The organism is Paenilisteria newyorkensis, assembly GCF_000766145.1.
GTDB classification, from domain to species: domain Bacteria; phylum Bacillota; class Bacilli; order Lactobacillales; family Listeriaceae; genus Listeria_A; species Listeria_A newyorkensis.
Map to the genome: position 1 here is coordinate 172,160 of NZ_JNFB01000039.1, position 26,788 is coordinate 198,947.

General features: G+C 42.6%; 22 protein-coding genes. 20 read left to right on the forward strand and 2 right to left on the reverse strand.

Going from position 1 to position 26,788, the window contains the following annotated elements:
• The first annotated feature begins 64 nt into the window (after positions 1 to 64).
• Both EP58_RS12890 and fni read left to right on the forward strand, forming a co-directional pair.
• The gene (locus tag EP58_RS12890; protein ID WP_036094010.1) at positions 65 to 427 is read left to right on the forward strand and encodes a DUF1033 family protein; all 363 of its coding nucleotides are present in this window, start codon (positions 65 to 67) and stop codon (positions 425 to 427) included.
• A 37-nt stretch (positions 428 to 464) separates the two neighbouring features.
• Entirely contained in the window at positions 465 to 1,520 is a 1,056-nt protein-coding gene (gene fni, locus EP58_RS12895) for a type 2 isopentenyl-diphosphate Delta-isomerase (RefSeq protein WP_036094011.1), read from the forward strand.
• Positions 1,521 to 1,700: 180 nt separating this feature from the next.
• On the opposite strand, the gene trhO is transcribed toward fni, so the two are convergent.
• Positions 1,701 to 2,660 (reverse strand): oxygen-dependent tRNA uridine(34) hydroxylase TrhO, encoded by a 960-nt coding sequence (gene trhO, locus EP58_RS12900; RefSeq protein ID WP_036094013.1) that lies wholly within the window; start codon positions 2,658 to 2,660, stop codon positions 1,701 to 1,703.
• A 264-nt stretch (positions 2,661 to 2,924) separates the two neighbouring features.
• Between trhO and EP58_RS12905 the strand changes: the two genes are divergently transcribed.
• Together EP58_RS12905 and EP58_RS12910 are read left to right on the forward strand one after the other, a co-directional pair.
• A complete protein-coding gene (locus tag EP58_RS12905) occupies positions 2,925 to 3,797 on the forward strand; it encodes a YitT family protein (protein ID WP_373862711.1) in 873 nt (290 codons plus the stop codon).
• A gap of 151 nt (positions 3,798 to 3,948) precedes the next feature.
• On the forward strand, positions 3,949 to 6,231 hold the full coding sequence (locus tag EP58_RS12910; RefSeq protein WP_036094016.1) for a DNA translocase FtsK: 2,283 nt from the start codon (positions 3,949 to 3,951) through the stop codon (positions 6,229 to 6,231).
• Between the two features lie 52 nt (positions 6,232 to 6,283).
• Here EP58_RS12910 and proG read toward each other — a convergent pair whose 3' ends face one another.
• On the reverse strand, positions 6,284 to 7,126 hold the full coding sequence (gene proG / locus EP58_RS12915) for a pyrroline-5-carboxylate reductase ProG (RefSeq protein ID WP_036094017.1): 843 nt from the start codon (positions 7,124 to 7,126) through the stop codon (positions 6,284 to 6,286).
• A 309-nt stretch (positions 7,127 to 7,435) separates the two neighbouring features.
• On the opposite strand from proG, the gene EP58_RS12920 reads away from it, so the two are divergent.
• From EP58_RS12920 to mutS, 16 genes are all read left to right on the forward strand, one after another.
• Positions 7,436 to 8,503 carry a BMP family lipoprotein gene (locus EP58_RS12920; RefSeq protein ID WP_036094019.1) on the forward strand — a complete coding sequence of 356 codons (1,068 nt, stop codon included), beginning with the start codon at positions 7,436 to 7,438 and terminating at the stop codon, positions 8,501 to 8,503.
• A gap of 383 nt (positions 8,504 to 8,886) precedes the next feature.
• Positions 8,887 to 10,422: an ABC transporter ATP-binding protein gene (locus tag EP58_RS12925; protein WP_036094021.1), complete on the forward strand. Its 1,536-nt coding sequence runs from the start codon at positions 8,887 to 8,889 to the stop codon at positions 10,420 to 10,422.
• Positions 10,415 to 11,467 carry an ABC transporter permease gene (locus tag EP58_RS12930; RefSeq protein WP_036094024.1) on the forward strand — a complete coding sequence of 351 codons (1,053 nt, stop codon included), beginning with the start codon at positions 10,415 to 10,417 and terminating at the stop codon, positions 11,465 to 11,467. The genes EP58_RS12925 and EP58_RS12930 overlap by 8 nt, the downstream gene beginning before the upstream one ends.
• Positions 11,464 to 12,414 carry an ABC transporter permease gene (locus EP58_RS12935; protein WP_036094025.1) on the forward strand — a complete coding sequence of 317 codons (951 nt, stop codon included), beginning with the start codon at positions 11,464 to 11,466 and terminating at the stop codon, positions 12,412 to 12,414. Before EP58_RS12930 ends, EP58_RS12935 begins: the two co-directional genes overlap by 4 nt.
• 123 nt (positions 12,415 to 12,537) lie before the next feature.
• Positions 12,538 to 13,821 (forward strand): EF-P 5-aminopentanol modification-associated protein YfmF, encoded by a 1,284-nt coding sequence (gene yfmF / locus EP58_RS12940; RefSeq protein ID WP_036094026.1) that lies wholly within the window; start codon positions 12,538 to 12,540, stop codon positions 13,819 to 13,821.
• The gene (gene yfmH, locus EP58_RS12945) at positions 13,814 to 15,097 is read left to right on the forward strand and encodes an EF-P 5-aminopentanol modification-associated protein YfmH (RefSeq protein WP_036094027.1); all 1,284 of its coding nucleotides are present in this window, start codon (positions 13,814 to 13,816) and stop codon (positions 15,095 to 15,097) included. The genes yfmF and yfmH overlap by 8 nt, the downstream gene beginning before the upstream one ends.
• Before the next feature lie 158 nt (positions 15,098 to 15,255).
• Positions 15,256 to 15,990 (forward strand): elongation factor P 5-aminopentanone reductase, encoded by a 735-nt coding sequence (gene ymfI, locus EP58_RS12950; protein ID WP_036094028.1) that lies wholly within the window; start codon positions 15,256 to 15,258, stop codon positions 15,988 to 15,990.
• Between the two features lie 34 nt (positions 15,991 to 16,024).
• Positions 16,025 to 16,990 (forward strand): helix-turn-helix domain-containing protein, encoded by a 966-nt coding sequence (locus tag EP58_RS12955; RefSeq protein WP_036094030.1) that lies wholly within the window; start codon positions 16,025 to 16,027, stop codon positions 16,988 to 16,990.
• Between the two features lie 120 nt (positions 16,991 to 17,110).
• On the forward strand, positions 17,111 to 17,689 hold the full coding sequence (pgsA, locus tag EP58_RS12960) for a CDP-diacylglycerol--glycerol-3-phosphate 3-phosphatidyltransferase (RefSeq protein WP_036094033.1): 579 nt from the start codon (positions 17,111 to 17,113) through the stop codon (positions 17,687 to 17,689).
• Between the two features lie 93 nt (positions 17,690 to 17,782).
• Positions 17,783 to 19,045 carry a competence/damage-inducible protein A gene (locus EP58_RS12965; RefSeq protein WP_036094036.1) on the forward strand — a complete coding sequence of 421 codons (1,263 nt, stop codon included), beginning with the start codon at positions 17,783 to 17,785 and terminating at the stop codon, positions 19,043 to 19,045.
• Positions 19,046 to 19,319: 274 nt separating this feature from the next.
• A complete protein-coding gene (recA, locus tag EP58_RS12970; RefSeq protein ID WP_036094037.1) occupies positions 19,320 to 20,366 on the forward strand; it encodes a recombinase RecA in 1,047 nt (348 codons plus the stop codon).
• Between the two features lie 239 nt (positions 20,367 to 20,605).
• A complete protein-coding gene (rny, locus tag EP58_RS12975; RefSeq protein WP_036094039.1) occupies positions 20,606 to 22,168 on the forward strand; it encodes a ribonuclease Y in 1,563 nt (520 codons plus the stop codon).
• Between the two features lie 128 nt (positions 22,169 to 22,296).
• The gene (locus EP58_RS12980) at positions 22,297 to 22,794 is read left to right on the forward strand and encodes a GNAT family N-acetyltransferase (RefSeq protein WP_036094041.1); all 498 of its coding nucleotides are present in this window, start codon (positions 22,297 to 22,299) and stop codon (positions 22,792 to 22,794) included.
• 63 nt (positions 22,795 to 22,857) lie between these two features.
• Positions 22,858 to 23,658 carry a TIGR00282 family metallophosphoesterase gene (locus tag EP58_RS12985; RefSeq protein WP_036094042.1) on the forward strand — a complete coding sequence of 267 codons (801 nt, stop codon included), beginning with the start codon at positions 22,858 to 22,860 and terminating at the stop codon, positions 23,656 to 23,658.
• Between the two features lie 19 nt (positions 23,659 to 23,677).
• Complete coding sequence (locus EP58_RS12990; RefSeq protein WP_036094044.1) at positions 23,678 to 24,034, forward strand: YlbF/YmcA family competence regulator; 357 nt, start codon at positions 23,678 to 23,680, stop codon at positions 24,032 to 24,034.
• A gap of 140 nt (positions 24,035 to 24,174) precedes the next feature.
• Positions 24,175 to 26,769, forward strand: a complete 2,595-nt coding sequence (gene mutS / locus EP58_RS12995) for a DNA mismatch repair protein MutS (RefSeq protein ID WP_036094189.1) — start codon at positions 24,175 to 24,177, stop codon at positions 26,767 to 26,769.
• The last annotated feature ends 19 nt before the right edge of the window (positions 26,770 to 26,788 follow it).

Here is a 26,788-nt window from a genome sequence, read left to right on the forward strand (position 1 = left end):
TCACATGCCTTGTGCTATAATGGTTTTACATATTATGAAGTGAATGAAAGTAAGGTGTTGGAAGATGACGAAATTTCAAGTCATTGTGACAAAAGGGGAATACGAGCCTTGGTGGTTTTTCGAAGACTGGCAAAAGGATATCGAATCATCGTTTGTGTATACAGAGAAAAACGATGCGATGCTTCAATACCAGGCGCTAGCTCAAGAACTGATGGCGAATTACCCGAATAAAGCAGTTAAAAAAAATGTTTTACTAGCAACGTGGTCGGAGGATGAGACACAATATTGCGAGGAATGTGACGATGATATTCAGACGTTTCACGGACTCATTTTGTTCGCCGATGAACGCGTATATGAACCAACACCAGACGAACTGGCAACCTATTTTTCTTTGGAAGAGAAACTAAATTTGTCAAAGGACGCCTGAATTTTAGGTGTTTTTTTGATGGAAGGAGGATACAAAAATGGAGGAGCAACAGCGGTCACGGCGTAAAGATGAGCATATCACGCTTGCTTATGGTCAGTATAATGCTGATGCGACCGCGTTTCAGGATATTCGATTCGCACCGCAAAGCCTGCCTAATTTTCATAAAGAAGACGTGTCGCTACAGACTCATTTCGCGGAACAGACATTTGATGCGCCGTTTTACATTAATGCGATGACCGGTGGGAGTGCCCGAACGAAGCAACTCAATCAAAAACTGGCAATTATTGCGCGTGAGACTGGTTTAGCGATGGCGGTCGGTTCGCAATCAGCGGCGCTTCATGACGTCGATCTCATCAGTACATATAGCATTGTCCGAACAGAAAATCCAGATGGTCCCATTTTTGCAAATTTGAGCGCGGATAGTTCGGTGGATAATGCCCGCAAAGCCGTTGATATGCTTGGCGCGAACGCTTTGCAACTACATATCAATGTCGCGCAGGAATTGGTGATGCGAGAGGGCGATCGTGATTTTTCAAATTGGTTACGCGCGATTGAAAAAATCGTTGCCATCCAAGAATTCCCTGTCATCGTGAAAGAAGTCGGCTTTGGAATGAGTCGAGAACTGATGGAGCAACTGCAAGATACCGGCGCAAAGACCATTGATATCGGCGGCAAAGGAGGAACTAATTTCGCAAAAATCGAAACCGATCGCAGGCGAGACGAAGCTTATCAGTTCCTGGAGGATTGGGGGTTTACAACCGCTGAATCACTACTCGATTGTCAAAATAGTTCCGTCGAAATTCTGGCATCTGGCGGTATTAAAACACCACTCGATATTGTGAAATGCCTTGCGCTTGGAGCTAAATCGGTAGGCGTTGCTGGCGCTGTATTACATCAATTGAAAAAAACAGATGTGGAGCAAACCATCCATATGTTGCTGGCATGGAAAAGCGAACTGAAAAGCGTCATGACACTACTAGGAGCCAAATCCGTATCAGAACTAACACGGAAATCATTGCTTATTCAAGGCGAACTGCACGATTTTGCGACGCTAAGACACGTCCATATCGATCATCTTGCTAACCGCACATAAAGAAGGGGCTGGTACAAAACTCAATATAAAGTGAAATCGCCTCACCCATTTTTTTGGGGGTAAGACGAAAAGTTTTGCTTGACACTAATCGAGCGCTTGTCGCCGATTTATCTGGGTTATCTCCCAAGCTCATAAAGAAGAGGAGTCGCTACCAACAATGGTAACAACTCCTCTTTTCAATTATTTAGCAGTCATCGGTGTTTCAAGTCCCGCTAGACGCGCTTCCAAATCTTCTGGACTAAGCGCATGTTTTTTCACATATAGATTGGCAGGATGCGTCCGACATGCATGCGAACAACTGCGTAAATATTTCTCCTCGTTCTCTTCAGACGCGAGAATTTGCTTGTTACAATATGGATTCGCACAGTTGATATAACGTTCGCAAGGGGTACCATCAAAGTAATCCTTACCAACAATCGTATGATCCACACGATTAATCGGCACAGCAATACGCTCATCGAATACGTACATCATACCGTCCCAAAGATCGCCTTTTACTGTCTCGTCTTTACCGTATGTCGCGATACCACCGTGTAATTGCGAAACATCCTCGAAACCAGCTGTTTTCAACCAACCAGAGAATTTCTCACAGCGGATCCCACCCGTACAATAGGTTACTACTTTCTTATCTTCAAACATCTCCCGGTTTTCCTCCACCCATTCTGGCAGGTCGCGGAATGTTTCAATATCTGGACGAATCGCACCACGGAAGTGACCAAGGTCAAATTCATAGTCGTTTCGAGCATCTAAAATCACTGTATTTTCATCTTTCAGGGCTTCACGGAACTCTTCTGGCTCCATATAATTCCCTGTAATTTCTAAAGGATTGACGTCATTCTCGAGGGAAAGGGAAACAATTTCTGGGCGCGGACGTACGTGCATTTTTTGGAATGCGTGTTTGTCTGCCGCGTCAATTTTGAATACCATATCAGCAAAGCGTGCATCTGCATGCATGACTTCGATATATTTCTCCGTTTCCTCTATAGTTCCTGAAACCGTGCCATTAATGCCTTCCTCTGCCACTAAAATCCGTCCTTTAAGACCGATTTCCTTGCACATAGCGAGATGTTCGGCTGCGAATTGTTCAGGATTATCAATCGTTGTGTATTTGTAATATAACAACACTTGATAGCTGCTCATGTTCTAACCACCCTTAATTAATTTTTTATTGGAAAAGTGAATTTCCTTGTTTGCGCATTGTCTATGATACTATATTTATGGCTAATTGTGCAAGGACTAACGGGATAATTCGACATGAAAATAGTTCAAAATATGAAATAATTATTTAACCCACCAGCATTGTATGATATAATTTATAGTAGTAAAAAAGAGAACTTGAGAGTATGGGAGTGGTTCGTATTGCAGTCAGGAGAAACAACATTAGAAGAAACAGTCGTTCAAGATGTGTTCGCAAAAAAGCGGAATAAAACAAAATGGTTCATCTACAAAATATTATTCATCACACTCGGCGCTATTTTAATGGGGGTTGGTCTAGAGCTATTTTTAGTAAATAATCGTATCCTCGACGGTGGGATTGTAGGGATTTCCATCATTATTTCACAATTAACGCCGGCGCCACTGGGAGTTTTAATGTTTATACTAAATATCCCGTTCTTCATTATCGGATATCGTAAAATAGGCAAGAGTTTTGCACTTTTCACACTATATGGAATCGCAGTTATGTCAGCAGTTACACTCGTATTGCATGATTTAGAACCTGTGACAGATGATTTATTGCTCGCAACGGTATTTGGCGGTGTTACGCTCGGACTTGGCGTTGGTATCGTCATCCGAAACGGCGGCGCGCTCGATGGCACAGAAATTGTCTCGATTATTATTAATGGCAAAACACCATTTTCGACAGGACAAATCATTATGGCCATCAATATTGTGATTTTCCTAGTAGCTGGGCTCGTTTTCAACTGGGATCGCGCAATGTATTCCCTGATTACGTATTTTTTAGCCTATAAAGTTATCGATATTGTCATTAGCGGTTTAGACGAATCGAAAAGTGCTTTTATTATCAGCCATCATTACGAAAAAATTGGTGCAGAAATCATTGACCAGCTTGGCAAAGGCGTAACATACATCGATGCGTCTGGTGGATATTCTGGTGACATAAAAAAAGTAGTTTTCGTTATTATCTCTCGCTTTGAAGAACCTAAGCTGATTTCTATATTGGACGACATTGATCCTAACGCCTTTCTTGCGGTCGGAAACAACATGTCGGAAGTTCGCGGTGGAAAAATGATGAATAAGAAAACGCCGCACTTATAACGAATGTAGATGTTCTCGATCTGGGAGCATCTTTTTCATGCAAAAACAAGAACATATTTTCGTATTTCGTACTAAAGTTGGAGGAATATCTTCTCGTTCTATGCTATAATGCTAGAATACGAAAAGCGAAAAAGAAGATAGGGTGGGGAATTTGGCAAATCAAACAAAGAAAAAACCGTCTCGCTCAAAAAAAGCGACGCGAAAAAAGAAGCAAACAGCAAAATCTTACTCCTTTGAGATAAGTGGCGTTATTTTAGCTGGACTTAGCATGATCGGCTTATTTCAGCTCGGCTTTATTGGCCGATTAGTCTATGCGCTAGGCGAATTCATTGCCGGTGAATTAGCTATCATTCTTCTCACAGGATTAGCCATTTTAGGCATTTATTTTGTTTTTAAAGGGAAGTTCCCAAATCTGTTCACGAAACGTTTAAACGGCTGTTATCTTATTTTCATCGGCCTATTAACATTTTTTGAGATGTGGTACGTCACGCATGTGCTCGCAGATGGAGCCACCGTATTTGGCTCGATGTGGAAACTTTTGAGTCAGAACATATGGCATCCGAGTCAGATTGACCAAGTCGGCGGAGGAATTGTCGGATCAGGGATTGTAGCCATTACATATTTTTTAGTGGATCGCATTGGCACGAACATCATCGCCACAATTTTGGTATTATATGGTTTATCTTTACTAACAGGCATCCCACTAAAAACCGCGTTTACAAAAATCGCAACTTTCCTTCACGGCGTATTCGACAAACTAAATCAGTTCTTTGAGGACCGCAAAAATCGCAAACCAAAACCAAAAAAAGTGACGAAACCTAAACCAAAGCAAAAACCGGTCATAGAAGCAGAGCCAATTCTTGACGTTGTAGAAGAAAAAGTCGAGCCAAAATTACCACCGATCATCTCCAATTTCCAGAAAAAACAAGAAGTAGAGAAGAAAGCGGCGGAATTGAAACCAGACGAAGAGGTAGCACCAATTACTTTTCAGCAAGAATCATTTGAAAATGAAATTTATCAATTACCGCCAATCGATTTATTAACACCAGCAGAACCGACCGATCAAAGCGAAGAGTACGACCAAATTAAAGCGAACGCACAGAAGCTGGAATCGACGTTCGAAAGTTTTGGCGTCAAAGCCAAAATAACACAGGTGCATCTAGGTCCCGCGGTAACAAAATATGAAGTCCAGCCATCTGTCGGCGTGAAAGTAAGCAAAATTGTCGGACTAAGCGATGATATTGCCCTCGCGCTCGCCGCAAAAGATATCCGAATCGAAGCACCGATTCCAGGTAAATCAGCCATCGGTATCGAAGTAGCGAATCAAACAGTAGCCATGGTCGCATTGCGTGAAGTGTTGGAAAACAACCCGAGCGACCGCCCAGATGAGAAATTACAGATTGCTTTAGGGCGCGATATTTCGGGAGACGCCATTGTAGCCAATCTCGATAAAATGCCCCATTTACTCGTTGCAGGCGCTACAGGAAGCGGGAAATCAGTATGTATCAATGGCATCATTACCAGCATATTACTACGCGCCAAGCCACATGAAGTGAAAATGATGATGATCGATCCAAAAATGGTTGAATTAAATGTGTACAACGGCATTCCGCATTTGCTCGCGCCGGTTGTCACCAATCCTAAAAAAGCCGCACAAGCCCTCCAAAAAGTAGTTTCAGAAATGGAGCGGCGTTACGATTTATTTTCACATACAGGAACACGAAACATGGCCGGTTACAACGCACATGTCCGTCAACATAATGAGCAAAACGAAGCCAAGCAAGCCGAATTACCGTTTATCGTCGTCATTGTCGATGAGTTGGCAGACTTAATGATGGTTGCGTCCAACGATGTGGAAGATGCGATTACACGTTTGGCACAAATGGCGCGTGCAGCAGGTATTCACTTAATCATCGCAACACAACGTCCATCTGTTGACGTCATTACCGGCGTTATCAAAGCAAACATTCCATCACGAATCGCGTTTGCCGTATCAAGTTCCATTGACTCCCGTACGATTTTAGACATGGGAGGTGCGGAAAAACTGCTTGGACGCGGGGATATGCTATTCCTTCCTGTCGGCGCTAGCAAGCCTGTACGGATTCAGGGCGCGTTTTTGTCAGACCAAGAAGTAGAGGATATCGTATCTTTCGTCGTTGCCCAACAAAAAGCGCAGTATAACGAAGATATGATTCCTGATGAAGTTCCAGATGTTGCAGTAGAAGCAGAAGACGAACTCTATAACGAAGCCGTAGAACTGGTGCGCGAAATGCAAACCGCGTCAGTCTCCATGCTACAACGTAAATTCAGAATCGGCTATAACCGCGCAGCCCGCATCATTGATGAGATGGAACAACGCGGTGTTGTCGGTCCGCATGAAGGCAGTAAGCCACGCCGTGTGAACATTGGGGATATGCCAGAATACGAAGAATAATTTCCAAAATAAAAGACGCAGGACGAAAATGGTCCTGCGCCTCTTTATTGTTTTAGAATAATTCTTTCAGTTGTTCTTTTATCTCGGCATGATGATCGTCGTATTTCGCTTCTGTACGCTGTAGTAATTCATCGAAAAAAGCAGGTAGCTTGTCTTCACTTAACGCAACGCCTTCCGCTGTAATTCCACCTTTTGTCGCCACGCGTTTAATCAATGAATCAAACGTATAGCCTTGTTCCGCCAACAATTTAGAAGTCCCAGCTAAAGAATTACTAATCATTTGGAAAACTTCTGGCTCCGTCAAACTCGACTTGCGAACAGCCGCTTGTACGAACTGCTCAAAGATAGCGGCGATAAATCCAGGAGAGGAGCTCGTCAAATCGCTCGCCAAATCAATATTTTCTTCCGCAACCTCTTGCACTGTACTAAACGTTCCTAATGCACTATTCAGCCACGCTTGGTTGTCAGCAGAAACGGCCATATCATGATTCACTAAACTCGTTCCAATACCGACCGATGTTGTCAAAGAAGGGATTAGCTTACTATACTGCGCATTCGTTGTCACTTGTTTTAAATCCTCAACAGAAACACCCGCTGCAATCGAAATCACATGTTTTTCATTAGAAAGAGCTGCTTTATTCTCCAGCAAAACTGGCAATACGCCAAGGGGTAACACACAAACAAAGGTATGCGCCGCCTGCTCAAAAACTTCCAAGCTCGTCTTCGCAATCGTAATTTCCGGGAATAGATCATGAATTTCCTGTAATTTCGCATTTTCCGAACGCGTATAAATAATCAAATCTTTAGGTGCCACTTCTGCGTGTGCTAAAAACTGACGCGTCAATAAATCCGCCATACTACCGTAACCAATAAATCCAACTTTCACGCTAATCATCTCGTCTCTACTAAGAATTATGCTCCTTTTTTTCCAAGCATATACCTATTATGCAAATCTTTGGCGACAGTTGCAAGCCTTTTATCCTTTGAAAAGAAATACTATTCAGAATATATTCGGAATACTTACTTTGAGCTTCGATATTTATTTATTTGAAATTCCATGGTATATTAAAGAGAGTTAGAGTATCCGTTTTCAAGGAACGCCGTTAGATTCAGCAAAAGGGGAACTTAAACCATACATATTTTCTAATCGTTCGTACTTGGGATGCTAATAACTACTATTTTATCTCTCGGGAGGGGTTTTAAGGTGAAAAAGCGTACATTTGCTTTAGCACTATCCATGATTTTAGCAACAGGCGTTGTGCTTGGTGCATGTGGATCATCAGATGACAGCAAGAAGAGTAGTGGCGACAAGGATAATTTTACTGTAGCAATGGTAACAGATACTGGTGGGGTAGATGACCGTTCATTTAACCAATCAGCATGGGAAGGTTTACAAAAGTTTGGTAAAGCTAATGGCCTTGAAAAAGGAACAGACGGCTATAACTATTTACAGTCTGCATCAGAAGCGGATTTCAAAACAAACCTAAACACAGCCGTTCGTAGTAACTATGATCTTATCTACGGAATTGGTTACAAACTAAAAGACGCTATTGAAGATGTCTCTAAGCAAAAACCAAAAAACAAATTTGCACTTGTTGATGACACGATTACAGATCGCGACAATGTTGTAAGTATCGGATTTGCGGACCAAGACGGTTCATTCCTAGTTGGTGTTGTTGCTGGTTTAACGACAAAAACTAACAAAGTCGGATTCGTTGGTGGCGTTAAAGGTGCCGTTATCGATCGCTTTGAAGCTGGATTCACAGAAGGCGTTAAAGCCGTGAACCCGAAAGCAGAAGTAAAAGTACAATACGCAAACGATTTCGCAAAAGCAGACAAAGGACAACAAATTGCAGCTGGTATGTATAACGGTGGCGTAGATATCATTTTCCACGCAGCTGGTGCAACAGGTAATGGTGTGTTCGCGGAAGCTAAAAACTTGAAGAAAAAAGATCCAGCCCGTGCTGTATGGGTAATCGGCGTTGACCGTGACCAATGGGACGAAGGTGCTGTCACAGCAAATGATGGCAAAGAATATAACGTAACGTTAACATCTGAAATCAAACGCGTAGATATCGCAGTTGACGATTTAGCAACACGCACAAAAGCAGGAGACTTCCCAGGCGGTACGAAGATCGAATACGGTCTTGATAAAAACGCTGTAGGTCTTTCTCCAAGCCAAGATAACCTATCAAAAGAAGTACTTGCTAAAGTAGACGAGTACAAACAAAAAATCATCGATGGTGACATTAAAGTTCCAGAAAAACCTTGATACGTAACTCGATGGATAAAAGCCGGTCTCGAACCGGCTTTTATTAATATTTCTAGAACCTTTTTATTTTTCGTTCGCATTGTAAGCGTTTAAACCTATAAAACGTTGGATTATATTCACTAATCTTAGGTCAAAAAGCATATTTTTATAAAATATCGGCTATTTTGACGCTTTTTTGTAAAAAAGGAATTGCAATGTTTCGCATTTAGAAATAGAATAAGGTGATGACTTTTTTGGAAGACTACATATTTCGCTTTATTCACGAAAAAGAGTGACCTTTTTTACATACGATTCTCCGTCTTGTAAAACGGTTTACATCAAAAAAGAAATCAATCCATTCACGTAAAAAAGTGGATATTAGCTATTATAAAGGGAGTGAGACAGTGGATTATGTTATTGAAATGTTAGGGATCAGAAAGGAGTTTTCTGGGTTTGTAGCAAACGATAACATTACCTTACAGCTAAAGCGTGGCGAAATTCACGCGCTGCTAGGTGAGAATGGTGCTGGGAAATCAACACTGATGAATGTTTTGTTCGGACTTTATGAACCAGATGGTGGCGAAATTCGTGTCAATGGAAACGTGGAGGCAATTAACAGCCCCAACAAAGCCAATGACCTCGGAATCGGCATGGTGCATCAACATTTTATGCTTGTCGATAAATTTACTGTAGCCGAAAATATTATTCTAGGAAAAGAGCCAAGCAAGTTTGGTGTTATCGAAAAGAAGAAAGCCATCGAAGAAATTCGAGCTATCTCAGATCGTTACGGCTTGAAAGTAGATCCAAATGCTAAAATAAGTGATATCTCGATTGGTATGCAACAACGTGTTGAAATATTAAAAACGTTATATCGTGGGGCGGATATTCTGATTTTTGATGAGCCGACCGCTGTTTTGACACCGCAAGAAATTAAAGAACTTATCTCGATTATGCGTACGCTTATCAAGGAGGGTAAGTCGATTATTCTGATCACACATAAACTAAAAGAAATCATGGATGTCTGTGATCGCGTCACTGTTATTCGCCGTGGTAAAGGAATGGGGACTGTCAATGTTCCTGAAACGAGTCCGCAAGCGCTGGCAAATCTGATGGTTGGTCGTGAAGTCGTCTTTACAACCGAGAAAACGCCCGCTACTCCTGGCCAGGATGTGCTTGAAGTGAAAGATCTTGTCGTGAAAGAAAGTCGTGGCGTGGAAAGCGTCCGCGGTCTAAATCTCACGGTGCGCGCCGGCGAAATCGTTGGTATTGCTGGTGTAGATGGCAACGGTCAAAGTGAACTTATCCAAGCCATTTCTGGACTAACAAAAACAACAAGTGGCTCGATTCTACTAAAAGGCGAACATATCGAAAACAAGAAACCGCGTCGCATCACAGAATCAGGCCTCGGTCACATTCCAGAAGATCGCCATAAACACGGTCTTGTTCTAGAAATGTCACTCGGTGAAAATATCGCCTTACAAACCTATTACAAAAAACCAATTTCGAGCAAAGGTTTCCTCAACCATAAAGAAATGTATGACTTCGCTCGCAAGCTTATCGAGGAATACGACGTTCGAACAAGTAGCGAATACGTTGCGGCTAAAGCACTTTCCGGTGGGAATCAACAAAAAGCGATTATCGCCCGTGAAATTAGTCGAGATCCTGATTTCCTCATTGCAGCACAACCAACACGTGGACTTGACGTTGGAGCGATTGAATTTATTCATAGACGCCTTATCGAGCAGCGTGATGAAGGAAAAGCTATTTTACTAATGTCCTTTGAGCTCGACGAAATTATGAATGTAAGTGATCGCATTGCCGTCATTTATGAAGGAAAAATCGTAGCTATCGTGAAACCTGAAGAAACGACAGAGCAAGAACTCGGTCTTCTTATGGCCGGATCAGCAAAAGCGGAAACGGGGGAGAAAACACATGTCTAAGAAAATACAAGCCCTTGTCATCCCGATTACAGCTGTTATTCTCGGTTTGCTATTCGGTGCCCTTATCATGTTATTATTCGGATATAATCCAATCGACGCTTACATTGCGCTTTTCCAAGGCGCGTTCGGCGATTCCTTCTACCTCGGAGAAACGATCCGTCAAGCAACGCCTTATATCTTAGTTGGTCTATCGATCGCCATCGCTTTCAAAGCTGGACTTTTCAATATCGGTGCAGAAGGTCAACTTTTAATGGGTTGGATCGGTGCCGTTGCAGTAGGTTTAACGTTTGACGGCTTAGATAAATGGATTCACTTACCGCTTGCTCTTTTGGCAGGTATCATCTGTGGTGCTTTCTGGGCGTTCATTCCAGGGATTCTAAAAGCCACGCTAAAAGTGAATGAAGTTATCGTAACAATCATGTTAAACTACACGGCGCTTTATATTTTCAACTACATCGTGCAAAATGTCCTTACAAAACAAATGGACAAAACAAAAGAAGTTCCTGCATCCGCTTCGCTTCAATCACCATTCTTACAAGAAATGACACAATACTCGTCACTTCACTGGGGAATCTTGATTGCGGTTGGTTGCGCACTTATCATGTGGCTAGTTATCAATAAAACAACATTTGGTTATGAACTGAAATCAGTCGGGTTCAACCAAAATGCCTCTAAATATGCTGGGATGAGCGTCGCGAAAACAATTGTCATCTCGATGATTATCGCAGGTGGACTCGCTGGACTTGCGGGCGCGATGGAAGGCCTTGGAAACTACGGTACAGCTTATGTCTTACCAACATCTCCTGGTACTGGATTTGACGGTATTGCCGTTGCTTTACTCGGCGGTAACTCACCAATTGGTATTATCTTCTCCGCCATTCTATTCGGAGCGCTAAAAGTAGGATCTCTAAACATGCCTGCTGTCGCTGGAGTTCCAAATGAGCTAGTAAACGTGGTTATCGCGCTTATTATCTTCTTCGTTGCATCCAGTTATATCATCCGCTGGGCAATGGATAAATTTGCGAAGGGGGCGAAAACAAAATGATTTCGACTTTAGCGATTATTGTCTCTAGTACATTATTGATGGCTGGACCACTCATTTTCACAGCGCTCGGTGGCGTTTTCTCGGAACGAGGCGGTGTTGTCAATATCGGTCTCGAAGGTATGATGATTATGGGTGCCTTTTCATCGATCGTCTTTAACTTAACGTTTGCCGATGTTTTCGGCGACTGGACGCCATGGGTTGCACTTTTAGCAGGGATGTTTGTCGGCGGTGTTTTCTCGCTCGTACATGCCGTTGCAACGATTAATTTCCGCGCCGATCACGTTATCAGTGGTGTCGCGATTAACTTTTTAGCACTCGGTATTTCCTTGTTCCTTGTCAAAGTTATTTACGATAAAGGACAAACCGATCAAATTAAGCATTACTTCGGAAAACCAGATATTCCAGTTCTAAAAGATATTCCAGTGATTGGCGATATTTTCTTCAAAAACGTCCCAGTCATGAGTTACGTCGCGATTGTAGTGGCGATTATATCCTGGTTCGTCATCTATAAAACAAGATTTGGCTTGCGTCTTCGCTCTGTTGGGGAACATCCACTAGCAGCAGACACAATGGGAATCAAAGTTCGTTGGATGAGATACCAAGGTGTCATCATTTCCGGTATTCTAGGCGGACTCGGTGGCGCGGTTTATGCCCAATCCTTTACGCTTGATTTCGGTCATGCGACGATTTCTGGGCAAGGTTATATGGCCTTAGCTGCGATGATTTTTGGTAAATGGAACCCGCTTGGTGCTATGGGAGCCGCGATTTTCTTCGGATTTGCGCAGTGTCTGAGCATCATCAGTGGACAACTGCCATTCTTCAGTGGCATTCCAGACGTCTACTTGCAAGTCGCGCCTTACGTCTTAACGATTCTTGCTCTTGTGGGTCTTATCGGTAAATCCGAAGCACCTAAAGCAGATGGCGTGAACTATATCAAAGGAAAATAACAAGTTGCACCCAATTTCGCCAGTATTCGCGAAATTGGGTGTTTTTCAGTCGATAGCATTTGTTTAGCGAGGAATAATAAGGTACAATAAACAGTGCTTAGCCAAATAAGGAGGGATTTTTTAATGACAACTCAAAAACAGGAATATAAAGAACAAGTTGGCGCCATTCAGTTAACGCTTATTCCTTCTGACAAATATAAATCCAATAAAATTGTATTTAAATTCAGAGCACCACTCGATCGTGCTACGACAACGAAGCGCGCATTAATCGCCGCGTTAATTGAGACAAATACGAAGAAATATCCGACACAAACGGCGTTCCGTAAAGAATTAGCGAGCTTGTATGGGGCTAATTTTTATGCATCCGTAGATAAAAAAGGAAACGAGCACATTATTACGGCTGTTCTTGACATGGTTGACGGACAATTCGTGCCTAACGGGGATACGTTACTTCATGAGGCTTTCACACTGCTTCAAGAGATTATTTTCAATCCTAATGTGACAGATGGTAGCTTCCATGATGCAACCGTTGCCCGTGAAAAAGAGAATTTGGCGCAACGCTTGGAAAGTGTGTATGATGATAAAATTCGGTATGCAAACAAACGCTTAACCGAGATCATGTTCGCCGATGAGAATTATAAATACGGCGCGGCTGGCGTATTGGAAGACATTCCGAATATCACAAGTGCCGATTTATATGATTATTATCAACAATTTTTAGCCGAAGATACAATTGATTTATTCATTTGTGGCGATGTGCAGAAAGAGGACGTTATTCCGCTTGTTAAAGGGCTCCCTTTTGCGAACCGGGAGTACCGTGATTTGGACGTTATAGCGCCGATTCACCCTCAAAGCGTCAACACCGTGAAAGAAAATCAACCGATCAATCAAGGAAAACTTGTCCTTGGATATCGCACGAATATTTTGTTTGGCGAAGATGCCTATGTGCCATTACAGCTTGCCAATGGTTTACTCGGCGGTTTTGCTAACTCGAAAATTTTTATTAACGTCCGCGAAAAAGCGAGTTTGGCGTATTACGCGAGTAGCCGAATCGACTCGTTCCACGGTTTCATGCTGATTTCTGCAGGTATCGATGAGAAGAATTATGATCAAGCGCTGACAATCATTAAAGAACAGGTCGCAGCGATGCAAGCCGGTGATTTTACGGAAGAAGAGCTATCTCAAACCAAAGCGATGCTGTCGAATCAACTGCTAGAAGCGAATGACCAGGCGCAAGGTCTGATTGAACTGACCTATAATAATACCCTGAAAAAAGCGGACCTTGGCTTAACAAACTGGTTAAAACGCATTTCCGAGGTCACAAAAGAAGAAGTAGTTGCTGCCGCAGAATCGTTTGAACTCGACACGATCTATTTCCTAAGCAAAGGAGCCGATTCAAATGAATAAAAAAAGCTACGATCAATTAAAAGAAGCCGTTTATTATGAAACGCTAGATAATGGTTTGCAAGTATACGTTCTGCCAAAACACGGTTTTAGCAAGACTTTCGCGATTTTCACGACGAATTATGGTTCGATTGACAATGAATTCGTGCCACTAGGCCAAGAAGCATTCACCCGCGTTCCAGACGGCATCGCGCATTTCTTAGAACATAAACTTTTCGAAAAAGAAGATGGTGATGTGTTCTTCAAATTCGGTGAAAAAGGCGCCTTTACGAACGCTTTCACGTCATTCACACGGACGGCGTACCTATTCTCAAGCACATCGAATGTGGAAGAGAACCTAGAAACGCTTGTCGATTTCGTGCAAGAACCTTATTTTACAGAAGAAACCGTTGAAAAAGAAAAAGGCATTATCGGGCAAGAAATCCAGATGTACGATGATGACGCTGATTTTCGCGTTTATTTCGGAGCGATTGAAAACATGTACCATCACCATCCAGTGAAAATTGATATCGCAGGTACCGTCGAATCGATTGCAGAAATCGACAAAGACCTGCTATATCTTTGCTACAACACGTTCTACCATCCAAGTAACATGATTCTGTTCATCGTTGGTAACGTAGACCCCGAGCAAGCGATTGAGCAAGTTCGCAACAACCAAGCGAAAAAGACGTTCGCACCTGCAAAACCGGTGAAGCGCCATTTCCCAGAGGAACCGAAATCCGTTGCTGTTGCTAAAAAAACATTAAAATTCCCCGTTCAAATTGCGAAGAATCTCGTAGCAGTGAAAGAGGACATTGGGTTATTGCGCGGTAAAGAAGCCGTACAACACGAAATGACCGCCGATATCTTGCTGGAATTAATGTTTGGTACAACATCAGACGCCTATTTGGAATTATACGACCAAGGTATTATTGACGACACGTTCGGATTTGATTATAGTTTACAAGACAGCTTCTCATTTGTTCTCGTCGGTGGCGATGCAAAAGACCCAGATTTACAAGAACGCAAAATTAAAGAAACCTTCGAAAAAGCACTAAAAACCGGATTTAAAGAAGCCGATTTGGAGTTATTAAAACGCAAAAAAATGGGCCAATTCCTGCGCTCATTGAATTCACCTGAATTTATCGCGAACCAATTCTCACAATATATTTTTGAAGAAGCATCTCTATTCGATATCTTACCTGCCATTGAAGCCGTTACGGTCGCGGATGTAGAAACCTTCTTGAAACGAATTTATGTGGCGGATCGCATCACGACGTTCCAAATTGTGCCGGAGTAAAGTCAGGTAGCTGAACTCCTGATAAACTGCTTCACATGATTTCCCACTAAACCTCCGCGCGGAGATTCTTTAAGATTTCTTTAACTTAGTAAAAAAAATGGTATTTTGGAGCGAGTCATGCTATGATGAAAGAAATGGATAGAAGGGAATAATCGGCTTTGAGAGAAGATACGAAATACGCGCTCATTACTGGTGCGAGTGGAGACATAGGAAGAGAAATCGCGATTGCACTTGCAAAACAAGGTTTTCACCTATATTTACACTATAATCGTAACGAGAAGGCGATTGCGCTGCTACAAGAGGAGTTAGTTCTTTTTGGCGTAGATGTTATCCCGATTCAAGCTGATTTTACTAATTCTGATGCTATATCACGGTTGCAAGATTCCGTTTTTCAATTAGATGTATTTGTTCATGCTGCTGGGAATAGCTATTACGGCTTATTTCAAGACATGCCTGATCAGGAAATAGCGAATTTATGGGATATCCATGTTCATTTTCCGATGCAATTATTACAGAAATGGATTCCGAAGTTGCAACGAAGTGACGCTGGACGAATTATTTTTATTAGTTCTATCTGGGGAGAAGTTGGGGCTGCGATGGAAGTGGCTTATTCGGCTGTAAAAGGGGCGCAGATTGCTTTTTGTAAAGCGCTAGCTCAGGAGATAGCCGCATCAGGCACGACTGTCAATGTAGTATCTCCAGGAATGGTAGATACAAAAATGAATCACCTTTTTGACGAGGAAGAGAAGACAGCGTTATTAACGGATATTCCAATGCACCGATTTGCAAAACCGAGTGAGGTTGGGGAAGTGGTCGCCTTTTTAGCAAGTGATCGCGCAAGTTATATGACTGGACAAACGATGCGTCTTGATGGTGGCTGGTTTATGAGGTAAGAAAAAGATTTTATGTAATGGTAGGTGTTTAAAATTGACCGAACTAGGTGAGAAACTCAAAAATGCAAGGCGAACAAAAGGTCTCAGTCTTGATGATCTACAACAAATAACAAAGATTCAAAAGCGCTATCTTGTCGCAATTGAAGAAGGCAACTATGCTGTAATGCCAGGTAAATTCTATGCACGCGCGTTCATTAAGCAGTATGCAGAGGCCGTTGATTTAAACAGCCAAGAACTCTTCCAAGAATTTGAAAATGAAGTTCCAGCTACGAGTCAAGAAGCTGTTGTAAACGAGCAAATAACACGTGCACAGCAACGTCGTGCCCCACTGGCCGCAAGCCAACCAGGCAACGATAACCCGCATACAACACATTCCGTATTCGGACTCGTTCCAAAAATTCTGATTGCCCTATTCATCGTCGTTATCGGCTTCGTAATTTGGTATTTCGCCTTCTACAATGCTGGCGGATCAGGCAACGAAGTAAACAATACGAGCACTGGGGATTCCACAATCAAGGTAGATGATGGAACGAAGAGCGATTCCGACTCCAAGAAAGATACCACAACGAAAAAAGAAGATACTAAAAAAGATACAACTACTGAGAAAAAAGACGAACCAAAGAAAACAGAGATCAAAACCGAAACGTCTGGAAATGCAACCACATACACTGTATCTAACGCGGACAAGCTTTCTGTGACATTCACCTTATCCGGTGGCGAAAGTTGGATTCAAGTAACTGACGACGCAGGTTCAAGTATCTTTGGCGGTATTATCGCAGACGGTGAGACGAAAACATTCGATTTGGCAAGCAGTAAATCTGCCAAAATAACAGTCGGAAATGCCACACCAGTAACAATGAAAATCAATGATCAAGCGGCGGAATTAGCGAAAGATTCCATTACGCAAAAATTAACGATTAATCTAGCTGAAAGTACAGATACTGGAACCACTTCCGATTCTTCTGATACTAGCACTAGTTCAGACAGTAGCGCGGAATAACAGATTTTTCAGGACAGCGTGGCCGTAAATGCTTACTTATCTTGCATCAAGCATGAAAATAAGCATTTATTGCCACGCTGCGTTATTACATATCTTTAATTTAAGAGGGGATGAAAAAAGATGAATTTACCTAATAAAATAACGGTTGCCCGCATCATTTTGATACCAATTTTTGTTGTATTATGTGTGGCACCACTAGGTCTTGGAACTGTGACTTGGCTTGATTCCACCATTCCTGTATCCAACATCATCGCGGCTATTATTTTCATTGTAGCTGCATTAACAGACTGGTTTGACGGTCATTTGGCGCGAAAGTATAACTTAATCACCAACTTCGGAAAATTTGCCGATCCGTTAGCTGACAAATTGCTTGTCGCTGCAGCCTTTATCATTCTAGTAGAACAACATATTGCGCCATCTTGGGTTATCATTATTATTATCAGCCGCGAGTTTGCAGTAACTGGTTTGCGGTTACTCCTTGTGGAAGGTGGCGAGGTCATGGCAGCTGGACAACTAGGAAAAATCAAGACATTTACACAAATGATCGCCATTCCGCTATTACTACTTCACAACTGGCCATTCGAATGGACCGGTATTCGTATCGATCTTGTCTTCCTATATGTTTGTGCCTTCTTCACGGTTTGGTCAGGCTGGGATTATTTCTACAAAAACCGGAATATCTTCAAAGGTTCGATGTAATTTCAAAAAACGACTTATCGCTATTGGTAGGTCGTTTTTCTTGTCTTTGAGGTAAGAAGTTGTAATATATAAAAGTAGAAAGGGCGTGTTTTTATGCGTAGTGCAGAAATTATTGCAGTAGGAACCGAACTATTATTAGGACAAATCGTGAATTCCAATGCTGCCTTTATATCAAAAGAGCTTGCCGAATGTGGCGTTTATGTATATCATCATACCGTCGTAGGCGATAACCCCGAACGATTGAAAAAAGTAATCGAAATTGCCGAGAAACGCAGCGATATCTTAATTTTTTCAGGTGGATTAGGACCTACAGAAGACGATATTACCAAACAAGTTCTAGCTGGATATCTGGCAAAAGGAATCATTTATGACAAAGAGCATCTGACAAAAATAGAGCAATTTTTTGCGGCTAGAAAAGACAAGATGTCCGAAAATAACAAACGCCAAGCAGAAATCATTGAGGGATCATACGTTTTATCCAATGATTTTGGCTTTGCGGCTGGCATGTTCCTAGAAGAAAAGGCACATGCCTATATCCTACTTCCTGGCCCACCATCAGAAATGCAACCCATGTTTACGAAATATGCCAAACCACTGCTACTAAAAAATAGTGAGCGCGAAATTATACTAGAATCTAAAATAATACGTTTTTTCGGCATTGGCGAATCGAAATTAGCAGATGATTTGAAAGATATGATTGCAACACAGACAAACCCTACAATCGCAACCTATGCGGGGGAAAATGAAGTGGTTATCCGACTTACTGCTTCTGCGACAACAAGAGAAGAAGCATTGCGGTTGATTGCCGAGACAGAAGAAGAGATCATTAAGCGAGATGGGGCTTACATATACGGCTCAGGAGACGTCACACTCGTCGATTTGGTCATCCAGCAACTCATGGAAGCCAACATGACTATTTCGGCAGCAGAGAGCCTCACAGCCGGTTTATTTCAAGCAGAACTCGGTGGCACAACAGGCATCTCTAAAATCTTCAAAGGCGGCATGGTAACATATAGTGCTGAAACGAAGCACGAATTACTGCACGTCTCCAAGGAAACGATTGAAAAAGAAGGCGTTGTCAGCCAAGCTTGCGCGATAGAAATGGCAGATAATATTCGTAAACTATGCAAAACAGATATGGGCATCAGCTTCACGGGTGTTGCAGGTCCCGAAGAGCTAGAAGGAAATCCTGTTGGAACCGTATGGATTGGCCTTAGCGTTGTTGGTAATCCTACATTAGCCTATCGTTACACCTTCAATCGCGATCGTAATTATAATCGTCGTCGAGCTGTAAAAGAAGGTTTTGCGCTGATTAAAGCTTTTTTGGACGAGAAATCCGATAAAAAAGAGAAATAAGGGGTGAAAATCAACGCAATCAGCCGTAAAAAAAGGTTAGACGAATGCTTGCAAAACGGCTATAATAAAGGCACAGTCAGGAAGCGAATGCTACCGTGTAGAGAGAAAAATAGCGCGCACAGAAAAAATACGAACAAATATTCGCTTTTTACTTGTATATCTTCAAAAAATAAGGTATAGTATCTATAGGCAGTAAAAACAACCGCTAAATAATGTGTGGTATGCAATGTTTTTACATGAAATTAGATATATATAAAGACTAGGAGGCAATAATGTGAGTGATCGTCAAGCGGCCTTAGATCAGGCGTTAAAACAAATCGAGAAGCAATTTGGTAAAGGTTCCATTATGAAGTTAGGGGAACAATCAGATCATAATATTTCTACGATATCAAGTGGCTCTTTAGCTCTCGATATCGCACTTGGAGTCGGTGGTTATCCACGAGGAAGAATCATCGAAGTATACGGACCAGAGAGTTCAGGTAAAACAACCGTTGCTTTACACGCTATTGCAGAAGTACAAGCGCAAGGCGGAACAGCGGCATTTATCGATGCTGAGCATGCATTAGATCCAGCATATGCGAAGAATCTAGGCGTTAATATTGATGAATTATTGCTATCACAACCAGATACAGGGGAACAAGCATTAGAAATTGCTGAAGCGTTGGTCCGTAGTGGCGCTGTCGATATTTTAGTTATTGACTCCGTAGCCGCACTCGTACCACGTGCGGAAATCGAAGGCGAAATGGGAGATTCACATGTCGGCTTACAAGCGCGTCTTATGTCCCAAGCCTTGCGTAAACTATCCGGTGCAATCAACAAATCCAAAACAATCGCGATTTTCATCAACCAAATTCGTGAAAAAGTAGGCGTTATGTTCGGTAACCCTGAAATAACTCCAGGTGGACGTGCCCTTAAATTCTACTCTACTGTTCGTTTAGAAGTAAGACGTGCAGAACAACTAAAACAAGGTACGGACGTTATCGGTAACAAAACAAAAATCAAAGTCGTGAAAAACAAAGTAGCACCACCATTCCGTGTCGCTGAAGTAGACGTTATGTACGGCTTCGGTATTTCACGTGAAGGTGAACTCGTTGATATGGCCTCTGAAATTGACGTTATCAATAAGAGTGGTTCATGGTATTCTTATAACGAAGAGCGTATTGGCCAAGGTCGCGAGAATGCGAAACAATACTTGAAAGAGCATCCAGAAATTCGCGATGAAATCTCAAAACGCGTGCGTCAAGAATATGAAATCGATGTGAAACCTAATTTAGCAGAAGAAGCATTGCCAGAAGAAATCAATTTACTTGATGAAGATTAATCCAGAAGCCGCCCAATTGGGTGGCTTCTCTTTATTTCTAAGCTATAAAATCCTTTTTTTATAGGGATTTTTTTGATTCCGTTTACATCTTTGCGCTTTCCTTGACAATACATGGATTGACAGATAGAATTAGATTGTATATTTTACATTTAAAAATGAAAAAATACACGCGTGTCAGGAATATTTCTGACAACCGACATAACCATTAAAAAGAATTGAATAGCAAAGGAGGTGTAAGGATGGAACTCGTAATCACAATCATCTCCAGCTTGCTTTTCTTGATCGTCGGTCTGGTTGTTGGTTCTCTAATTTATAAATCAAGCTCTGAGCGGAAACTTGCCGCTGCTAGAGGAACAGCTGAATTAATCACGGAAGACGCTAAAAAAGAAGCAGAAACCTTGAAGAAAGAAGCATTACTTGAAGGCAAAGAAGAGAATCATAAGTTACGTACTGAAATCGAAAATGAACTTCGTGGGCGAAGAGGGGAATTACAAAAATCAGAAAATCGCTTATTGCAAAGGGAGGAAAACCTCGACAGAAAAGATACTTCTTTAAGTAAAAGGGAAGCAACTCTTGAAAGAAAAGAGGAGAGTATCAGTAAACGTCAACAACAAATTGAAGAAAAAGAAAGCAAAGTTGAAGAGATGACTCAAAAACAACAAGTAGAGTTAGAAAGAATATCTGCCCTTACCAAGGATGAGGCGAAGAACGTTATCTTGAGCCAAGTAGAAGAGGAACTAACACACGATACAGCAGTGATGGTGAAGGAATCTGAAACTCGTGCGAAGGAAGAAGCAGATAAGAAAGCGAAAAACATTCTTTCTCTAGCAATACAACGCTCAGCAGCGGATCATGTTGCTGAAACGACAGTAAGTGTTGTAACTCTACCGAACGATGAGATGAAAGGACGAATTATTGGTCGTGAAGGCCGTAATATTCGTACACTGGAAACGCTCACTGGTATCGATTTAATTATTGATGATACACCAGAAGCAGTTATCCTTTCCGGATTTGATCCTGTTCGTCGTGAAATCGCGCGAATCGCTTTGGAGAAACTCGTACAAGATGGACGAATTCACCCAGCACGGATTGAAGAAATGGTCGATAAAGCTCGTAAAGAGGTGGACGAACATATCCGTGAAGTTGGAGAACAAGCAACATTTGAAGTTGGCATTCATTCAATACACCCAGATCTAATCAAGATTCTTGGTCGCTTGCGTTACCGTACAAGTTACGGGCAAAACGTCTTGAATCACTCGTTAGAAGTGGCGAAATTGGCTGGAATTTTGGCCAGTGAGCTTGGTGAAGATGTAACGATGGCTAAGCGTGCTGGACTCCTTCATGATATCGGTAAAGCAATCGATCATGAAATTGAAGGAAGTCATGTCGAAATTGGTGTCGAACTTGCTACGAAATACAAGGAAAATGATATTGTTATTAATAGTATCGCTTCCCACCATGGAGACACAGAGGCAACATCTGTTATCGCTGTCCTAGTAGCAGCCGCAGATGCCCTATCAGCCGCAAGACCCGGTGCTCGTAGTGAAACATTGGAGAACTACATTCGCCGCCTAGAGAAATTAGAAGAGATTTCCGAGTCTTATGAAGGTGTAGAGAAATCTTACGCCATTCAAGCTGGACGCGAAGTTCGTATTATCGTAGAGCCTGATTCTATCGATGATTTAGCTTCTTACCGCTTAGCACGAGACATTAGGAAACGGATTGAAGAAGAACTCGAATACCCTGGTCATATCAAAGTGACTGTTATCCGTGAGACGCGTGCTGTAGAGTACGCGAAGTAATCACATAAAACACGCAGTTCCCACATCGGAAGCTGCGTGTTTTGCTGTATACAGGCAAGCAATTTCCTTGCGCGATGCCGAAAAACAAAGCTATAATATGCAGTAATCTAAGATGGGAGTTTGATAGCATGCAAAAATGGGAAATCAGAAATTTTAAAAAAGAGAATTATTCGGATGTGGCTCGTATTTATCAGACGGGAATTGATGGACGAAATGCGACGTTTCAAAAAGAGGTGCCGACATTTGAGGCTTGGGATCAGAAGTATCTGGATGTTTGTCGTTTTGTGGTGATGGAGGATGGAGTTGTAATTGGATGGGCTGCATTACTGCCATTTTCCGGCATGCCTTCTTACCGCGGGGTTGCGGAACTGAGTATTTATATCGATCCGGCAACGGCTGGAAAAGGAATTGGGACGGCGCTTATGGCTCATATCGTTAGCAAGAGCGAAGAGGCTGGTTTTTGGACGCTACAATCCTTGATCTTCCCTGAAAATACGGCGAGTATTGCTTTACATAGAAAATTCGGATTTAAAACGCTTTGCATTCATGAAAAATTGGGCGAGATGGACGGTGTTTTTCGAGATGTGGCATTATTGGAGCGCAGAAGTGATGTCGTCGGAAAATAGGACGGGCATTTTGACGCGTTTCGGGGTATAATAGGTTACATATAGAGAGTGAGGAATTAGCATATGGAATTATTATTTATCGGGGATGTTGTGGGTTCTATCGGTCGTGATATGATTACCGAATATTTGCCGCAACTAAAGAAAGCGTATCGTCCGACTGTTACGGTGATCAATGGGGAGAACGCCGCTGCTGGACGTGGCATTACGGAGAAGATTTACAAACAGTTTTTAGAGCAGGGTGCTAATGCGGTGACGCTTGGTAATCATGCTTGGGATAATCGCGATATTTTTGAATTTATCGATAACGCGAAATATTTGGTGCGACCTGCGAATTTCCCGGAGGAGACGACGCCGGGTACTGGACTTGTTTTTATAAAAAGCAACCAGTTGGAAGTTGCGGTAATTAATATGCAGGGTCGTGTCTTTATGTCAGATTTGGATGATCCGTTCCGCAAAATGGACGAATTAATTGAGGAAGCCTCGAAACGAACGAATATCATTTTCGTGGATTTTCATGCGGAGACGACGAGTGAGAAGCAAGCGATGGGCTGGTACGTGGATGGTCGCGTGACAGCGATTGTTGGGACGCATACGCACGTGCAGACGTCGGATAATCGGATTTTGCCACAGGGAACGGCGTACTTAACAGATGTTGGTATGACTGGACCTTATGACGGCATTTTGGGCATGGATAAAGAGGCGAGCTTGCGTCGATTCTTGACTGCGATGCCTTCTCGTTTTGAAGTGCCTAAGACTGGGCGCGCTGTTTTGTCGGGATGTATGATTAGTATTAACGATACGACTGGACAGGCTACTAAAATTGAACGGATTTTGATAAACGAGGATCATCCGTTTACGCTTTGATCAAAGGAGGTGTCACACGTTGACCTACCAAAAAGAAGAAATAATCGCCAAAGCGCAGGCGTTGAAATCGGCGCTCCAAGCTACGGAGGCTGTCGAATTTTATCGTGCGGCAGAAGCGAAAATTAATACGAATCAAAAAGTGGCTGCCAAAGTGGGAGACATCAAGAAACTGCAGAAGGAAGCGGTCAATTTAGAGCATTATCAAAAATTCGGAGCGGTGAAGCAAACCGAAGATGGCATCGATGCGTTGACAGCTGAAATCGACCATTTACCGATTGTGCAGGAATTCAGACGTTCTCAAGAGGAAGCGAATGATTTATTGCAAGCCATCACACACGAAATCAGCTACAAGGTCACGTCACAACTGCAAAAATAAGGATGAGAACGATGCGGTGCTTACGTTACTGCATCGTTTCTTTCTATTCAAAACTTGTCTTTTCTTCATGATTTAGCTTGCTTATGCTATAATAAAGGGACAAAATAACTTTTAAACAAAGAGAAAAAGGGTTGATTGGAATGGCAGTTGAAGTGACGCCGATGATGAAGCAATATTTAGCGATTAAGGAAAATTACAAAGATGCATTTCTGTTTTTCCGATTAGGGGATTTCTACGAGATGTTCTTTGAAGATGCGATACAAGCGTCGCAAATTTTAGAGATAACGTTAACGGCTCGTGCGGGTAATTCGGATAATCCGATTCCGATGTGCGGGGTGCCTTATCATGCGGCTGCGGGTTACATAGATACGTTGATTGATAAGGGGTACAAGGTGGCGATTTGTGAACAGGTGGAGGACGCGAAATTTGCCAAGGGTATGGTGAAGCGTGAAGTGGTTCAGCTGATTTCTCCAGGGACGATGATGGAGTCGAAGGGTCTGAAGGAGAAAGAAAACAATTTTATTGCGGCGGTTTTTCAGCACGAGGAGAAGGAATATGGTTTTGCTTATTGTGACCTTTCGACGGGTGAGCTGAAATCGACGGTACTTGCGATGGGTGAGGATCGCTTGATTAATGAGTTGACGACGCTGTCTGCAAAAGAAATGGTTGTCGGGATTGAGTTTAGTGAGGCGTTTCCAGAAGCGGTTCGTGAGCAGCTGGGACTCTTTATTTCGTATGAGAATAATAATGATTTGCCGAGCGGTTACGAGAGTTTAGTGACGAACACGATTCATCCAATTGAGAAAAAAGCGATTGCGAAGTTGCTGAATTATTTTATTGATACGCAAAAGCGGGATTTGTCGCATTTACAGAAGACGGTTCATTATGAAACGAGCCAATATATGAAAATGGACTATTATTCGAAGCGGAATTTGGAGTTGTCGGAGTCGATTCGTGGGAAGGGGAAACAAGGCACGTTATTGTGGTTGCTAGATCAGACGAAAACCGCGATGGGTGGGCGTTTGTTGAAACAGTGGATTGATCGTCCGCTTATTCACCTGGATGCGATTGAGGCGCGCCAACAGGATGTGAACAGTTTTATCAATCATTATTTTGAACGGATGGAATTGATGGAGTTGCTGAAGCAGGTCTATGATTTGGAGCGTTTGGCTGGGCGTGTGGCTTACGGGAACGTGAATGCGCGCGATTTGATTCAGTTGAAGAATTCGCTGTATCAGGTTCCGCTTGTGAGGGATACGTTGAAGGCTATGAATCAGCCGAATTTAACGCGAATTATTGATGAAATTGATCCGTGTGATACACTTGCGGATGTGTTGGAGCGCTCGATTAATGCGTCACCTCCGATCTCGATTCGTGAGGGTGGGATTATCAAGGATGGCTATAACGCAGAGCTGGATACATACCGGGATGCGAGTCGTAACGGAAAAACATGGATTGCGGAACTGGAACGCCAGGAGCGCGAACTGACTGGGATTAAGTCGCTAAAAGTTGGCTTTAATCGTGTATTTGGCTATTATATCGAGGTAACGAAGGCGAATATTGCGGCGTTGCCAGAAAATCGATATGAGCGCAAGCAAACGTTGACCAATGCGGAACGTTATATTACGCCTGATTTGAAGGAAAAAGAACGCCTGATTTTGGATGCGGAAGAAAAAAGTATTGAGTTGGAATACTCGCTGTTTATTGCGGTTCGCGAAACAGTGAAGGAATATATCGAACGTCTGCAAAAATTGGCGAAGGTGATCAGTGAAATTGACTGCTTGCAGAGTTTTGCTAATATTAGTGAGAACAATCATTTTGTGAAGCCGGTCATGAATAAGACGGGAGATTTGGAAATCATTCAGGGACGCCATCCTGTGGTGGAAAAAGTGATGGGGACACAGAGCTATGTAGCGAACGACTGCGTGATGAACGAATCGCGCGGTATGTTATTGATAACTGGACCGAATATGTCTGGTAAGAGCACATACATGCGTCAGATTGCGCTTACCGCGATCATGGCGCAGGTCGGTTGTTATATCCCGGCGGAACAAGCGACGTTGCCAATTTTCGATCAGATTTTTACACGGATTGGTGCGGCGGATGACTTGATTGCTGGACAGAGTACGTTTATGGTGGAGATGTTGGAGGCGCGGAATGCGATTGTGAATGCGACTGCGGACAGTCTGATTTTGTTTGATGAGATTGGGCGCGGGACGGCGACGTATGATGGGATGGCGTTAGCACAGGCGATTATTGAGTACATCCACGAGGAAGTGCACGCTAAAACCTTGTTCTCCACGCATTATCACGAGTTAACCATTTTGGATGAGACGTTACCGCAGATGCATAATGTGCATGTCAGCGCCGTGGAAGAGGACGGGAAAGTCGTGTTCCTTCACAAAATTGAGGATGGCCCGGCGGATAAGAGTTACGGGATTCATGTCGCCGAGCTTGCCAACCTTCCGCAAAAATTGATTGGCCGGGCACGCCATATTTTAGAACAGTTGGAGAGTTCGGAGGAGAAAATTATCATGCCTGCCGAAACCGCTGTGAGTGTGCCAGAAACGCATGAAGAAGTGCAGCTATCGATGTTTCCAATCGAGGAGAAAACAGTGCGGACGAAGCAAGAACAGTCTTTAATCAAAGTTATTAAAAATATTGATTTGATGCATATGACGCCGATGGATGCGATGTCGACACTCTATGATTTACAGAAAAAAGCGAAACAATAGGAAAGTAAGGTGAAGTTTA

Bases quoted from the DNA above. Each gene is read 5' to 3' on its own strand.
- EP58_RS12890 (WP_036094010.1), top strand. From the start codon at position 65: ATGACGAAATTTCAAGTCATTGTGACAAAAGGGGAATACGAGCCTTGG.
- fni (WP_036094011.1), top strand. From the start codon at position 465: ATGGAGGAGCAACAGCGGTCACGGCGTAAAGATGAGCATATCACGCTT.
- trhO (WP_036094013.1), bottom strand. From the start codon at position 2,660: ATGAGCAGCTATCAAGTGTTGTTATATTACAAATACACAACGATTGAT.
- proG (WP_036094017.1), bottom strand. From the start codon at position 7,126: ATGATTAGCGTGAAAGTTGGATTTATTGGTTACGGTAGTATGGCGGAT.
- EP58_RS12930 (WP_036094024.1), top strand. From the start codon at position 10,415: ATGTCTAAGAAAATACAAGCCCTTGTCATCCCGATTACAGCTGTTATT.
- EP58_RS12935 (WP_036094025.1), top strand. From the start codon at position 11,464: ATGATTTCGACTTTAGCGATTATTGTCTCTAGTACATTATTGATGGCT.
- yfmF (WP_036094026.1), top strand. From the start codon at position 12,538: ATGACAACTCAAAAACAGGAATATAAAGAACAAGTTGGCGCCATTCAG.
- yfmH (WP_036094027.1), top strand. From the start codon at position 13,814: ATGAATAAAAAAAGCTACGATCAATTAAAAGAAGCCGTTTATTATGAA.
- pgsA (WP_036094033.1), top strand. From the start codon at position 17,111: ATGAATTTACCTAATAAAATAACGGTTGCCCGCATCATTTTGATACCA.
- EP58_RS12965 (WP_036094036.1), top strand. From the start codon at position 17,783: ATGCGTAGTGCAGAAATTATTGCAGTAGGAACCGAACTATTATTAGGA.
- rny (WP_036094039.1), top strand. From the start codon at position 20,606: ATGGAACTCGTAATCACAATCATCTCCAGCTTGCTTTTCTTGATCGTC.
- EP58_RS12980 (WP_036094041.1), top strand. From the start codon at position 22,297: ATGCAAAAATGGGAAATCAGAAATTTTAAAAAAGAGAATTATTCGGAT.
- EP58_RS12985 (WP_036094042.1), top strand. From the start codon at position 22,858: ATGGAATTATTATTTATCGGGGATGTTGTGGGTTCTATCGGTCGTGAT.
- mutS (WP_036094189.1), top strand. From the start codon at position 24,175: ATGGCAGTTGAAGTGACGCCGATGATGAAGCAATATTTAGCGATTAAG.